This window comes from Pseudooceanicola antarcticus, from assembly GCF_900215355.1.
Classification (GTDB): domain Bacteria; phylum Pseudomonadota; class Alphaproteobacteria; order Rhodobacterales; family Rhodobacteraceae; genus Pseudooceanicola; species Pseudooceanicola antarcticus.
Window position 1 is genome coordinate 369312 of the sequence record NZ_OBEA01000003.1, and the last position, 13728, is coordinate 383039.

Consider the following 13728-nt stretch of genomic DNA (forward strand, 5'->3'; position numbering starts at 1 on the left):
TCCGGGGGAATTGGGCCCGCAGGGCGCAAGGGGGCAGAGCCCCCCCTTCGGACCCGCAAAATCCGCACATCCCGCTGCGCAAGGCCCGCGTCATCATTTTTCTGGGAGTTTCCGGTGACCGGGAGTAAAGGACATCGCATGAAAACGACGACTCCCCTTGCCGAAGCGCAGAGCCTGCCCTTCTGGCGCCGCCCGCTGGCCCTGCTCTTCGTCATGGCGGCGGCGATGCCCATCTCCTTCGCCACCTGGTCGGCCCTGCTGAACAACTTCGTCATCGAGGCGGCAGAGTTCAACGGCTCGGACATCGGCTGGCTGCACACGGTCCGCGAGATCCCGGGCTTCCTGGCCATCGGGGTGATCCTGGTGCTGCTGATCGTGCGCGAACAGACCCTGGCGCTGACCTCGCTGATGCTGCTGGGGATCTCGACGGCGCTGACGGCCTGGTTCCCCAGCCTCGGCGGCATCCTGGTGATCACCTTCCTCAGCTCGGTGGGTTTCCACTACTACGAGGCGGTGAACCAGTCGCTGCAGCTGCAATGGCTGACCAAGGAAGAGGCGCCGCGGGTGCTGGGCAAGCTGCTGGCCACCGGCTCGGCGGCGACACTGGTCAGCTACGGGCTGATCCTGATGCTCTGGGACCCGCTGGGGCTGACCTACAACATGGTCTACATGGCCGCAGGCGCCACCACCCTGGCGCTGGTCGCCTTCGCCCGCTTCGCCTATCCGCAGTTCGAGGCCCCCCATCCGCAGCGCAAGACCATGGTGCTGCGCCGCCGCTACTGGCTTTATTACCTGATGCAGTTCATGGCCGGCGCCCGCCGCCAGATCTTCGTCGTCTTCGCGGGCTTCATGATGGTCGAGCGCTTCGGCTTCGACGTGCACGAGGTCACCTCGCTCTTCCTGATCACCCTGGTGTCGAACATGATCCTCGCCCCGGTGCTGGGCCGCGCCGTTGGCCACTTCGGCGAGCGCCGGGTGCTGCTGGTGGAATATGCCTCGCTGGCGGTCATCTTCCTGCTCTACGGCGGGATCTACTATTTCTCCTGGGGTCTGGTGCTGGCGGCGGTGCTCTATGTCATCGACAATATCTTCTTCGCCCTGGCGCTGGCGCTGAAGACCTACTTCCAGAAGATCGCCGACCCCGGCGACATCGCCCCCACGGCGGCAGTGGCCTTCACCATCAACCACATCGCGGCGGTCTTCCTGCCGGCGACGCTGGGCTACCTCTGGCTGGTCTCTCCCGGCGCGGTCTTCTTCCTTGCCGCCGGCATGGCCGCCTGCTCGTTCCTCTTCGCGCTGATGATCCCGCGCCACCCGGAACCGGGCTACGAGACCATCTTCGGCCGCAAGAAGCTGGCCGAAGCCGCAGAATAAGGGCGCAGAGCCCCCGCACCCCTGCTTGACGGGGGCGCGGGCAGGCTCTACCCCCGCGCCAAACGCTCAAGCGAGGAACTCATGGCCACCTGGACCGCACTGACCACCCTGACCAGCAAGGCGGACGCCGAGGCGCTCGGCGCCGCCATGGAAAACCTCGTGCCCGAGGCCACCGGCATCGGTGTCTTCGAGGTAGAGGACGACTCGGGCCTCTGGGAGGTCGGCGGCTACTTCGAGGAGAAGCCCGACATCGCCGGTCTCGAGCTTCTGGCCAAGATGAACGGCGCCAAGCCCTTCGCCGTCTCCGAGCTGCCCGAGACCGACTGGGTCGCCCATGTGAAGCGCGAGCTGGCGCCGGTCGAGGCCGGTCGCTTCTTCGTCTATGGCTCCCATGACGCCGACAAGGTGCCCCAGGACCCCGCCAAGATCCCGCTGCTGATCGAGGCCGCCATGGCCTTCGGCACCGGCCACCACGGCACCACCCTGGGCTGCCTGCGGGCGCTGGACCGGCTGGATACCGAAGGGTTCTCGACTGATCGCACCGCCGACATCGGTTGCGGCACCGCCGTGCTGGCCATGGCCGCCGCGCGGATCTGGCCCGGCACGCCCGTCGCCGGTGACATCGACCCGGTTGCGGTCGAGGTGGCCGAGGCCAACATGCGCGCCAACGACATGGCCGGCCGTGTCACCTGCGTCGAGGCCGCGGGCTTCGGCAACCCGGCCCTGGAAGCCGGCGCCCCCTATGGCCTGGTCTTCGCCAATATCCTGATGGGGCCGCTGATCTCGCTGGCCCCCGATATCGCGGCGCACCTGGAAACCGGCGGCTACGCGATCCTCTCGGGCCTGCTGAACGAACAGGCCGATGCGGTGCAAGAGGCCTATGAAAACGCCGGGTTCACGCTCCACCACGCCGAGCAGATCCGCGAGTGGACCACGCTCACCCTGCGCAAGCTCTGAACAGGCTCTCCGACCTTGGTCGCAAGGGGCGGTGATTGGTCCGAAAGGCCCAATTGCCGCCCCATTCGCGTTCTAGCCCTTGGGAATACCCGGCCGAAAGGCGGGGTCCTCCGGGGGGCGAGGCATCTGGGGAGAGCCATGAACCAGTCCATGCGGAACTTCGACGAGCGGCTGCGTCGCATCGAGCGCGCGCGTGGCGGCAAGGGGCGGGCGACCCGCTATCTCATCGACGACCGGGGCAGGGTGCGGCGGCGCGGTGCCCGGCGCTATTCGCTCTGGCGGCTGATCCGTGCGCTGGCCCTGCTGGCCCTGGCGCTCCTCGTCCTCAAGATCGTCGCTTTCGCGGCGCTCGGAGAGGCCGAATATGGCCACCGGGCCGAAGAGCTGGCCGCCGGCTCGGGCCTTGAGCAATTGATCGCCCGCGGGCTGGCGCCCGACCCCCTCACCCTGGCCCTGGCCCCTTATCTGCGCCCGCTGCTGAAAGACCTCTGAGCCCCTCCGCCGGACATGAAGAAAGCCGCCCCGGTGTCCCGGAACGGCTTTGCTTCTCGTACCCCGAAAGTGGCGGCCACGGGGGCCGCGTCGGGATCTGTTAGCGGGCGACGTCGTCGATATCGCCGCGGACGAGGCCGATATCGTTCAGTTCACGGTCGGTCAGGCGCGACAGGGCCTTCCGGGTCACACGGGCGTCGTTCCAGTTGACGACGGCGGCGACGAGGTGATGCACGGCCGAAGCGATCGGCAGGGCGAAGGAGGTCGAGGCGGCGTTGCGGGTGATATGGGTCATGTTCAGGTCCTTTCGGGGGGAGGGGCCTAACTGCGGCCCGACGTGTTTCTGGAACCGCAGCTAGAGTTTTCTTTCCGCCCAAACAATCGGCATTTCTGCATGAGTAGCATGCAATTTCTGCATGTCTCGGCGATCATCACAAATCTTTCTCAGGTTGCATGAAATTCCGTGACAATCGGGTCGTGAGTTGATCACGGGAGGTCGGGTTCGCACCTTTGCGACACCCCGCGGGGCCCGCGACGCCACCGGGATCGGCCCTTGGCGGATGTTCCCCTTTCGTGCTAGTCGTGAAAAAACCTCGGAAAAATCCCGAGGGCGGGCGGCAGAAAGGGCAGCAGATGCGGATTCTCGGGATCGACCCCGGTTTGCAGAACCTCGGCTGGGGTGTGATTCGTGTCGAAGGCAGCCGGATCTCTCACCTGGGCAACGGTGTCTGCCATGGCACGGGCACCGCGCTGGCGCAGCGCCTGCTGGCGCTGCATGACCAGCTCTGCGAGGTCTTCACCCAATTCGAGCCCGATGCCGCCGCGGTCGAGCATGTCTTCGTCAACCGCGACGGAGCGGGGACACTGAAGCTGGGGCAGGCGCGTGGCGTCGCCCTGCTGGTGCCGGCGCGCTTCGGGCTGGAGGTCGGCGAATATGCCCCCAACCAGATCAAGAAGACCGTCGTCGGCGTCGGCCATGCCGACAAGAAGCAGATCCAGCACATGGTGAAGATGCAGCTGCCCGGCGTGACCTTCGCCGGTCCCGATGCCGCCGATGCGCTGGCGGTGGCAATCTGCCATGCGCGCCATGCGGGCTCGTCGCTGGCGCAACTCATCAACAAGCAGGTCCCCAAGGTGAAGGCATGATCGGCAAGATTTCCGGACGGATCGACTTCAAGGCGCTGGATCACGTGCTGATCGACGTGCGCGGCGTCGGCTACATCGTCTACTGCTCGGACCGCACCCTGGCCACGCTGCCCGGACCGGGTGAGGCGGCGGCCCTCTATACCGACCTGGTGGTGCGCGAGGATCTTCTTCAGCTCTTCGGCTTCCCCACCATGGTGGAAAAGGAATGGCACCGGCTGCTGACCTCGGTGCAGGGGGTGGGGGCCAAGGCCTCGCTGGCGATCCTCGGGGCGCTTGGTCCCGACGGGGTGGGCCGCGCTATCGCCCTTGGCGACTGGAACGCGGTGAAGGCCGCGAAGGGCGTCGGCCCCAAGATCGCGCAGCGCGTGGTGGCCGAGCTGAAGGACAAGGCGCCCGCCGTCATGGCCATGGGCGGCGGTGCCGCCACGCCCGACCCGCTGCCCGACGACGCCCCGGTGGTCGAGACACCCGCGCCCCGGAAGACCGCGCCCAAGCCCGCGCCCAAGCCCGCCGCCAACGTGCAGGGCGATGCGCTCTCGGCACTGGCCAACCTGGGCTATCAGCCGTCGGAAGCCGCCTCGGCCGTGGCGCAGGCGCTGACCGATGACCCCGAGCTGGACATGTCCGGCCTGATCCGCGCCGCGCTGCGCCTGCTCGCCCCGAAGGATTGAGAGGTTAACAGCGCCGCCGGAAAGCCTTTCGCCACCGTGCGCCCGACACCGACGTGATACCGACGTAGTACCGACGCGATACAGACAGGATACAGGCGGGGCCGCAGATGCTTGTTTCGCCCCGATTTGGCCCCTAGGACTGACCATATGAGCGAACCCGATCCCACCCTGCGCCCGGCGCCATTGCCCGAGGATGCCGCGGCCGATACCCGCGCCTTGCGCCCGCAGGAGCTGGACGCCTTCATCGGCCAGGCCGAGGCGCGGGCCAACCTGAAGGTCTTCATCCAGTCCGCCCGCCAGCGCGGCGAGGCGATGGATCACACGCTGTTCCACGGCCCCCCCGGCCTCGGCAAGACGACCCTGGCGCAGATCATGGCGCGCGAACTGGGGGTGAACTTCCGCATGACCTCGGGTCCCGTTCTGGCCAAGGCGGGCGACCTGGCGGCGATCCTGACCAACCTCGAAGCCCGCGACGTGCTCTTCATCGACGAGATCCACCGCATGAACCCCGCCGTGGAAGAAGTGCTCTACCCGGCGATGGAAGACTTCGAGCTGGACCTGGTGATCGGCGAAGGCCCCGCCGCCCGGACGGTGCGGATCGAGTTGCAGCCCTTTACCCTCGTGGGGGCGACGACGCGCCTTGGCCTGCTGACCACGCCGCTGCGCGACCGCTTCGGCATTCCCACCCGGCTACAGTTCTATACCATTGAAGAACTTGATGAAATCGTCACCCGCAATGCCCGCCTGCTGGGCGCGCCCGCCGATCCCGCCGGCTCGCTCGAGATCGCGCGGCGGGCGCGCGGCACGCCCCGGATCGCCGGGCGGCTCTTGCGTCGGGTGGTGGATTTCGCCGTGGTCGAGGGCGACGGCACGATCACCCGCGCGCTGGCCGACCGGGCGCTGACCCGTCTCGGCGTCGATGAACTGGGCCTTGATGGGGCCGACCGGCGTTACCTCCGCATGATCGGCGAAGGCTATGGCGGTGGCCCCGTGGGCATCGAGACCCTCGCCGCCGCGCTCTCGGAAAGCCGCGATGCGCTGGAAGAGGTGATCGAGCCCTACCTGTTGCAACAGGCGCTGGTTCAGCGTACCCCCCGCGGCCGAATGCTGGCGCCCCGCGCCTGGGGACATCTGGGTCTCGCCGCGCCCCGCAAGGCGTCCGAGGCAGGTCCGGATCTCTTCGGCAAGTAGCAGCGGAAAGGAGACGCAATGGCCAATCTCGCTCCCGGACCTGAAGAGGTCGAGACCCTGTTCACCGACGCAGAGGGCGCCTTCCGCTTTGCCCGCTGGTCCCGTCCCATCGTGCCGGTGATCTTCGGCGCCACCGACGACAGCCTGCCGCCGCTCAAGGGCGCGATGGAAGCCGTGGTGCTGGCCTCGGGCCACAAGATGGCCGAGAACGACCCCGAGCTCGGCGCCAACCTGATGGTCTTCTTCATGCAGGATTGGCAGGAGCTGGCCGAGGTGAAGGACATGGATCAACTGGTGCCCGGCCTCGACAGCCTGCTGCCGCGGCTCGAGGCAGAGGGGGCGGATCAGTACCGTTTCTTCCGCTTCGCCGAGGACAATGCGATCAAGGCGGGTTTCGTCTTCCTGCGCATGAAGGGCGCCATCGCCAGGATGCCGGCCGCCGAGCTGGGGATGGAGCAGATGCTGAAGTCCATGCTGCTCTGGGGGCCTTCCGCCTTCGCGGGCCGTTCGGCCCTGGCCCGTGCCGAGGGGCAGGGCCCGGCGGTGCTGCGCCCCGACCTGGCCTCGGTGCTGCGGGCCGCCTATGACCCGGTGCTGCCCCCCTATTCCGAGGATGCCACGCTGGCGCTGCGGCTCTCCGCGCGGGCGGGGCAATTGTTCAACTAGGGCGCTGGCCCGAAGTCAGGCCGCTTGCGGCGCGAGAGGGAGGTCGGGATGCACAGGTTCGAGCTGCGGGTCTACTACGAGGACACCGATCTGGCGGGGATCGTCTATTACGCCAATTACCTGCGCTTCATTGAGCGGGCGCGCAGTGAATGGGTGCGTGACCTGGGCATCGACCAGCGCCGGATGCGTGACGAGACCGGCGCGGTCTTCGCCGTGCGGCGGCTCGAGGCCGACTACCTGCGACCGGCCCAGTTCGACGACGAGCTGGTGGTCGAGACCCAGGTGACCAAGATCACCCCGGCGCGGCTGGAGCTGGAACAGGTGGTGCTGCGCGGTGCCGAGCGGCTCTTCGTGGCGCAGGTCACGCTGGTGGCGCTGGACGGGCAGGGGGCTCCGACCCGGCTTCCGGCGGTTATCCGCCAACAGATGGTGCACTGACCGGCGGCTCTGCTCCCCGCTCACGGCAGTGAAAGGCCTTTGTCATTGGCGTTTGACGGATATCTGCGCTAAGTTCGCTCGCGAATGGCCGCATCAGACGGCCCGCTACATATCGAGAGCAGCAGAGCAGACAGATGGAAACTTCCACCCTCGCCGTCGCGCAGGAGATTGATTTCTCCATGCTGGGCCTTTTCGCCCAGGCCACCCTCACCGTCAAAATCGTGATGCTGCTGCTGATCCTGGCCTCGTTCTGGTCCTGGTCGATCACCATCCAGAAGGTGCTGGCCTATCGCGCCGCCCGCCGCGAGGCCACGCGCTTTGATCGCGCCTTCTGGTCGGGCGAGCCGCTGGATGAGCTCTACGACGAGATCGGCCCCGAGCCCTCGGGCCGCAGCGAGCGCATCTTCGCCGCAGGCATGACCGAATGGCGCCGCTCCTATCGCTCGGACGGGCAGATGATCGCGGGCGCCCAGGCGCGGATCGACCGCTCGATGGATGTCGCCATCGCCAAGGAGGCCGAGAGCCTGCAATCGGGGCTGCCGGTGCTGGCGACCGTCGGTTCCACCGCGCCCTTCGTGGGTCTTTTCGGCACCGTCTGGGGCATCATGCATGCCTTCATCGGCATCGCCGAGAGCCAGAACACCAACCTGGCCGTCGTCGCGCCCGGCATCGCCGAGGCGCTGCTGGCCACCGCGCTTGGCCTGCTGGCCGCCATCCCGGCGGTGATCTTCTACAACAAGCTTTCCTCCGATGCGGATCGGCTGGTCGGCGGATACGAGGCCTTTGCCGACGAATTCGCCACCATCCTCGGCCGCCAGCTGGAGGCCTGAGCCATGGGTGCCGGTGTCATCGGAAAGGGCGGCGGCGGAGGCCGCAGGGGGCGCAGGCACGGTGGCCGCGCGCGCCCCATGGCCGAGATCAACGTGACCCCCTTCGTCGACGTCATGCTGGTGCTGCTGATCATCTTCATGGTCGCGGCACCCCTGATGGTCGTCGGCGTTCCGGTCGAGCTGCCCAAGACCCAGGCCACGGCCCTGCCGACCGAGGCCGAAGAGCCGCTGACCGTGACCCTGACCGCCGATGGCACGATCCTGATCCAGACCACCGAGACCCCGGCCGCCGAGCTGGTCGACAAGCTGCGCGCGGTGGCGACCGAACGGGACTCGACCCGGATCTACCTGCGCGCCGATGGCTCTGTCTCCTATGATCAGGTGATGCAGGTGATGGGGGCGCTCAACCGGGGTGGCTTCAGCGATATCGGGCTGGTGACGGATAGTGTCGATCCCGTCGGGGAGGCCGGCTAGGCCGGGTCCCATGCACACGGGTCATGTCATATCCGGGACAGCGCATGTCGGGCTGATTGCCTGGCTGTTCTTCGGCGGGCTTTTCGCGCCCGATCCGGAGCAGGCCCAGGTCAGCCCCGTCACGCTGATCACCTCCGAGCAATTCGCCGAGCTGCAGCAGCAAAGCCGGCCCCCCGAGGCCGAGGTCGAGACCGCGCAGCCCGAGGCCCCCGCGCCGGAACCAGAGGCCGAAGCCCCCGTATCGCCCGAGCCCGAGGCCCCGGCACCCGAACCGGAACCCCAGCCCGAGCCGCAACCGGAACCCGCGCCGGAACCCGAGCCTCAGCCCGACACCACGCCTGCGCCGCAGCCGCCCGTGCCCGGTGCCGATGACGGCCCCCAGGTGCCGCCCGCGCCCGAGCAGGTGCAGGGCCCCGAGCGTCCCGATCTGCCGCCCAGCCCCGAAGCGGCGCCGCGGGTCTCTCCCGAGCCGGTCCAGCGTCCCGAAGAGGACGTGGCCGTCGACCTGGAAACCCGCCCCGAGGTCGTGCCCTCGGATGAGCCCGCCGAGGTGCAGCAGGACGAGCAGCCCCCCGCCGCGCCGGAAGAAAGCACCACCCAGATCGTCACCGAGGCCGACCGGCCCTCGGGCGCGCCGACCTCCTCGGTGCGGCCCAAGGCCCGGCCCGAACGCGTCGCGGAAACTCCCGCGCCCGAGCCCGATCCCGAACCCAGCCAGCAGGCCGCCCAGGAGCCCGATCCCGGTCCCAGCGAGGCAGAGCTTCTTGAACAGGCGGCTGCCGAAGCCCTTGCCGCCGCTGCGGCCGCCTCCGAGACCGCCGCGCCTGCGGGGCCGCCGCTCTCGGCCAGCGAGCGCGAAGGGCTGCGCCTGGCGGTGCAACGCTGCTGGGTGGTCGATCCTGGCTCTCCGGCGGCGCAGGTGGTGGTGACACTGGCCTTTTCGCTCGACCGTGACGGACGGGTCCAGCAATCTACATTGGAAATGAAGAGCGCCCGAGGCGGCGATGCCTCGGCCCAGCGTTCGGCCTTCGACGCGGCGCGTCGGGCGGTCCTGCGGTGCAGCGCACAACTTGGCGGTTTCGACCTGCCGCAGGAGAAGTTCGACCAATGGCGCGACATCGAAATGACATTCAACCCGGAGAACATGCGGAACCTGTGATGAGACATCTTGCCCTTCCTATCCTGCCCGCCCTCTGCCTGGCGCTTGCCGGCCTCCTGGCCCCGGCCGCGCCCGCCGTCGCGCAATCCGGCCCGCTGCGCATCGAGATCACCGAAGGCGTGATCGAGCCGATGCCCATTGCGGTGCCCAACTTCGTCCCCGAAGGCGGCGATGCGGCGCAGCTGGCCAGCCAGATCAGCCGGGTGGTGGTCGATGACCTGGTGGGCACCGGGCTGTTCCGCGAGATCCCCCCCTCGGCCCATATCGGCCGGGTGACCTCCTTCTCCAGCCCGGTGCAATATGCCGACTGGAAGGCGATCAATGCCGATGCGCTGATCACCGGCGGGGTCTCGGTGCAGGCCGGCCAGGTGACCGTGAAGTTCCGCCTGCACGATGTCTTCGCCGGCCAGGAGATGGGGGCGGGGCTGCAGTTCACCGGTACCGAGGCCGGCTGGCGCCGCATGGCCCACAAGGTCGCCGACGCGGTCTATTCCCGTATCACCGGCGAGGATCCCTACTTCGACAGCCGCACCGTCTTCGTGGCCGAGGAAGGCCCCAAGGATGCCCGCCGCAAGCGGCTGGCGATCATGGATTACGACGGGGCCAACGTGCAGTACCTGACCGACAGCGCCTCGATCGTGCTGGCGCCGCGCTTCTCGTCCACCGGGGACCGGGTGCTTTACACCAGCTATGAAACCGGCCGTCCGCAGATCTACGTGCTGGACGTGGCCTCGGTCGGGCGCCGGGTGCTGGACACCGGGCAGGGCGACATGGCCTTCTCGCCGCGCTTTGCGCCCGATGGCAACACCGTGGTCTATTCGCTGACCCAGGGCAGCAATACCGACATCTACCGCATGGATCTTGCCACCGGCCAGAGCGTGCGGCTGACCGATGCCGCCTCGATCGAGACCGCGCCCAGCTTCTCGCCCGATGGCTCCCGGATCGTCTTTGAAAGCGACCGCTCGGGCTCTCAGCAGCTCTACATCATGCCGGCCACCGGCGGCGAGGCGCAGCGGATCTCCTTCGGCGAGGGGCGCTACGGCACCCCGGTCTGGTCCCCGCGCGGAGACCTGATCGCCTTCACCAAGCAAAGCAAGGGGCGCTTCCACATCGGCGTCATGCGCATCGACGGCTCGGGCGAGCGGCTGCTGACGGCGTCCTTCCTCGACGAGGGCCCCAGCTGGTCGCCCAATGGCCGGGTGATCATGTTCGCCCGCGAGACCCAGGGCGAACAGGGCACCTCGTCGCTCTACACGGTCGATATTACCGGACGGAACCTGAAACGGGTCGCAACGCCGCAGGGCGCTTCCGATCCGGCCTGGGGGCCGTTGCAGTGACGCGACACGGCGTCACAAAGGCAGAGACCCTCTGCCCCAGGCGCGGGGGTGCCTTGCCCGGTGTCCCGCGCTTACTATAGGTTAACAACAAAACATATGAGGCCCTCCGCATGACCTATCTGGCAAAAGCCATCCTACTCTCCGCGACCCTCGGACTGGGTCTGGCGGGGTGCAGCTCGATGAGCCCCGACCGCTTCGACAACGTGACCGACCTGAATGCCTCGGGCGGCGCAAACGGTCTGCCCTCCGACCCGACCTCTCCGGCCTATTTCCAGCAGGCAGTGGGGGACCGGGTGCTCTTCGAGGTTGACCAGTCGACCCTGAACCCCGCCGCTCGCCAGATCCTGGACCAGCAGGTCCAGTGGCTGCTGGCCAACGCCGACTACCAGGCCCAGATCGAAGGCCATGCCGACGAGCAGGGCACGCGGGAATACAACCTCGCCCTGGGCGCCAGCCGGGCCACCTCGGTGCGCGATTACCTGGTGTCGATGGGTGTGCCGGACTACCGTCTGAGCACCATCAGCTACGGCAAGGAACGCCCGCTCGAGATCTGCTCGGCCGAGGCCTGCTATGCCAAGAACCGCCGCGCGGTGACCGTGCTGAAATCCGGCGCCGGGTTCTGATCGCTCGGGCCGCCTGAGCGTGGCCCATGACAAGGCATGAGAAGGGCAGGCGGGTCCCTCGGGGTCGCCTGCCGCCGAGACAGCAGGGCAGGGGCCGGGACAGTCCCTGCCGGGACGGCAGTGGCCCCGGAGGCCGGTGCCATGGGCGGCGGAAGCCGCAGACAAGGGAGACGCGCATGCACAGCTTCACGTCCTTCGGGCCCCGACCCCTCGGGATCTTCCGCCCGCGCGCGGCAACGCGCCTCGCCGCCAGCCTGGCGCTTGGCGCGCTGCTTCTGCTGGGGCAGCCGGGCGCCGGGCTGCAGGCGCAGGACCGCGCGGCGACGCTGGCCGACATCCGCCAGCAGCTGACGGTGCTCAACGTCGAGATCCAGGGCCTGAAGCGCGAGCTTTCGACCACCGGCGCGCCGTCGCAGCTGGCCACCGGCGGCAGCCAGATCGACCGGATGAACGCGCTCGAGGCAGAGTTGCGCCGGCTCACCGCCCGCACCGAAGAGATGGACCACCGCATCGACCGGATCGTGTCCGATGGCACCAACCGCATCAGCGACCTTGAATTCCGCCTGGTCGAGCTGGAAGGCGGCGACCTCAGCCAGCTGGGCGAGACCAGCACCCTTGGCGGCGGCGACGCGGGCAGCGAGACGGTGATCAGCACCCCTGTGGCCCCCGCCCCCACTGAGGGCGCGCCGCAGCTGGCGATCAGCGAAGAGGCCGATTTCCAGGCCGCCGCCGACAAGCTGGAAGCGGGGGACTTCCCCGGTGCGCTCAGCGGCTACGAGACCTTCAAGGCCACCTACCCCGGCAGCCCGCTCTCGCCCGCGGCCGACCTGGGCCGTGGCCGCGCGCTGGAAGGGCAGGGAGAGATCAAATCCGCCGCCCGCGCCTATCTCGATGCCTTCTCTGCCGCGCCCAAGGGCGATACCGCCCCCGAGGCTCTGCACCGGCTGGGTCTGCTGCTGGGTCAGCTCGGCCAGCAGGCCGAATCCTGCGTCACCCTCGGTGAGGTCAGCAAGCGCTTCCCCAGCTCTCCCTGGGCCGCCCAGGCCACCCAGGCGACGCTCGATCAGGGGTGCGGCTGAGGCAGAGGCCGAGATGCCATGAGCAACAGCTCTTCTCTACTGACCGAGGTCGTCGCCGGTCATTTCCTGCCTGGCCCGGCCGAGGAAATCGGCCTCGCCGTTTCGGGCGGGGGCGACTCCCTTGCGCTGCTCTACCTGATGGCCGAGATCGTGAAAGGCTCGGACCTGAGCCTGCGCGCGGTGACGGTGGATCACGGGTTGCGGCCCGAGGCGGCGGAAGAGGCGGCCATGGTGGGCCGTGTCGCGCAGAGCCTGGGCGTGCCCCATGAGGTGCTTCGCTGGGAAGGCTGGCAGGGCGAGGGCAACCTGCAGGACCAGGCCCGCCGCGCCCGCTACGAGCTTCTCGGATCCTGGGCCAGCGCCCATGGCATCCGCCAGGTGGCCCTGGGCCATACCGCCGATGACCAGGCCGAGACCTTCCTCATGCGCCTGTCGCGCGCCTCGGGGGTCGATGGCCTGTCCGGCATGGCCCCGCGCCGCCGCGTCGGGTCGATCACCCTGGTGCGTCCGCTGCTGGAGGTGCGCCGCAGCTGCCTGCGTGACTACCTGCAGGACATCGGCGCCGAATGGGTCGACGACCCCTCCAACGAGGACACCCGCTTTGAACGGGTGCGCGCCCGCCAGGCCCTGGTGGCGCTGGAGCCACTGGGGCTGAGCATCCAGGCCATCTCGGAGACCGCGCGCAACCTGGGCTCGGTGCGCGCCACCCTCGGCTGGTACGCCTTTTCAGAGTCGCAGGGGCTGGTCAGGGTCGAGGCCGGAGATCTCGTCATCTCGCGGCAGGGGTTCCGGGTGCTGCAACCCGAGATCGCCCGCCGCATCCTCAGCCAGGCATTGATCTGGATCTCGGGCAGCGACTATCCGCCGCGCCGCCGAGCGCTGGCCCTGGCGCTCGAGGCCATCCGCTCGGGCACCGGCATGTCGCTGCATGGCTGCCTGATCAGCCTCAGCGATCAGGATATCCGCGTCAGCCGCGAATTCTCTGCCGTCGAAGGGCTGAGCTGCCCGCCAGCTGAGCCCTGGGATGGCCGTTGGAGACTGCATCCACCGGGCGCTGCGGGGCTTGTCGAGGCCGGCTGCGAGCTGCGGGCCTTGGGCGAAGCGGGGCTGGCGCAATGCGACGACTGGCGCGCCGGGGGGCTGCCCTGGCGCTCTCTGCTGGGCTATCCATCGGTCTGGCTGGGTGATAAGCTGCTCGCAGCACCGCATGCGGGGTTCGGCCGGGGATGGCGGGCCGAGCTGATCCGGGACGAGGATGCCTTTCATGCCGCCCTGCTGGCGCATTGAACCC

The 13728-nt window shown here is 68.5% G+C and carries 16 protein-coding genes; 15 read left to right on the plus strand and 1 reads right to left on the minus strand.

From position 1 onward, the window contains the following. Positions 1–138 precede the first annotated feature (138 nt). From CRO50_RS09745 to CRO50_RS09755, 3 genes are all read left to right on the plus strand, one after another. On the plus strand, positions 139–1374 hold the full coding sequence (locus tag CRO50_RS09745; RefSeq protein WP_097145707.1) for an MFS transporter: 1236 nt from the start codon (positions 139–141) through the stop codon (positions 1372–1374). 81 nt (positions 1375–1455) lie between these two features. Beyond that, the gene (locus tag CRO50_RS09750; RefSeq protein ID WP_097145708.1) at positions 1456–2331 is read left to right on the plus strand and encodes a 50S ribosomal protein L11 methyltransferase; all 876 of its coding nucleotides are present in this window, start codon (positions 1456–1458) and stop codon (positions 2329–2331) included. A 138-nt stretch (positions 2332–2469) separates the two neighbouring features. Continuing rightward, positions 2470–2823, plus strand: a complete 354-nt coding sequence (locus CRO50_RS09755) for a hypothetical protein (protein WP_143516888.1) — start codon at positions 2470–2472, stop codon at positions 2821–2823. 100 nt (positions 2824–2923) lie between these two features. On the opposite strand, the gene CRO50_RS09760 is transcribed toward CRO50_RS09755, so the two are convergent. After that, on the minus strand, positions 2924–3118 hold the full coding sequence (locus CRO50_RS09760) for a DUF1127 domain-containing protein (protein WP_097145710.1): 195 nt from the start codon (positions 3116–3118) through the stop codon (positions 2924–2926). A 338-nt stretch (positions 3119–3456) separates the two neighbouring features. Here CRO50_RS09760 and ruvC point away from each other — a divergent pair, with 338 nt between their 5' ends. From ruvC to tilS, 12 genes are all read left to right on the plus strand, one after another. After that, positions 3457–3969, plus strand: a complete 513-nt coding sequence (gene ruvC, locus CRO50_RS09765; RefSeq protein ID WP_179747248.1) for a crossover junction endodeoxyribonuclease RuvC — start codon at positions 3457–3459, stop codon at positions 3967–3969. Further along, a complete protein-coding gene (gene ruvA / locus CRO50_RS09770) occupies positions 3966–4640 on the plus strand; it encodes a Holliday junction branch migration protein RuvA (RefSeq protein ID WP_097145712.1) in 675 nt (224 codons plus the stop codon). The genes ruvC and ruvA overlap by 4 nt, the downstream gene beginning before the upstream one ends. A gap of 147 nt (positions 4641–4787) precedes the next feature. Further along, positions 4788–5831: a Holliday junction branch migration DNA helicase RuvB gene (gene ruvB, locus CRO50_RS09775; protein ID WP_097145713.1), complete on the plus strand. Its 1044-nt coding sequence runs from the start codon at positions 4788–4790 to the stop codon at positions 5829–5831. An 18-nt stretch (positions 5832–5849) separates the two neighbouring features. Further along, positions 5850–6497: a hypothetical protein gene (locus tag CRO50_RS09780; RefSeq protein WP_097145714.1), complete on the plus strand. Its 648-nt coding sequence runs from the start codon at positions 5850–5852 to the stop codon at positions 6495–6497. 48 nt (positions 6498–6545) lie between these two features. Further along, positions 6546–6935: a tol-pal system-associated acyl-CoA thioesterase gene (gene ybgC, locus CRO50_RS09785; protein ID WP_097145715.1), complete on the plus strand. Its 390-nt coding sequence runs from the start codon at positions 6546–6548 to the stop codon at positions 6933–6935. A gap of 134 nt (positions 6936–7069) precedes the next feature. Beyond that, positions 7070–7765: a protein TolQ gene (gene tolQ, locus CRO50_RS09790; protein ID WP_097145716.1), complete on the plus strand. Its 696-nt coding sequence runs from the start codon at positions 7070–7072 to the stop codon at positions 7763–7765. Positions 7766–7768: 3 nt separating this feature from the next. Then, a complete protein-coding gene (gene tolR / locus CRO50_RS09795) occupies positions 7769–8239 on the plus strand; it encodes a protein TolR (RefSeq protein ID WP_097145717.1) in 471 nt (156 codons plus the stop codon). 10 nt (positions 8240–8249) lie between these two features. Further along, on the plus strand, positions 8250–9398 hold the full coding sequence (locus CRO50_RS09800; protein WP_097145718.1) for a cell envelope biogenesis protein TolA: 1149 nt from the start codon (positions 8250–8252) through the stop codon (positions 9396–9398). After that, a complete protein-coding gene (gene tolB / locus CRO50_RS09805; RefSeq protein ID WP_097145719.1) occupies positions 9398–10735 on the plus strand; it encodes a Tol-Pal system beta propeller repeat protein TolB in 1338 nt (445 codons plus the stop codon). The genes CRO50_RS09800 and tolB overlap by 1 nt, the downstream gene beginning before the upstream one ends. A 110-nt stretch (positions 10736–10845) precedes the next feature. Then, positions 10846–11358 (plus strand): peptidoglycan-associated lipoprotein Pal, encoded by a 513-nt coding sequence (gene pal, locus CRO50_RS09810; RefSeq protein ID WP_097145720.1) that lies wholly within the window; start codon positions 10846–10848, stop codon positions 11356–11358. A 176-nt stretch (positions 11359–11534) separates the two neighbouring features. Then, positions 11535–12437: a tetratricopeptide repeat protein gene (locus CRO50_RS09815; protein WP_143516889.1), complete on the plus strand. Its 903-nt coding sequence runs from the start codon at positions 11535–11537 to the stop codon at positions 12435–12437. Between the two features lie 18 nt (positions 12438–12455). Further along, positions 12456–13724, plus strand: coding sequence for a tRNA lysidine(34) synthetase TilS (tilS, locus tag CRO50_RS09820; RefSeq protein WP_097145721.1), 1269 nt, complete (start codon positions 12456–12458; stop codon positions 13722–13724). Positions 13725–13728 lie beyond the last annotated feature (4 nt).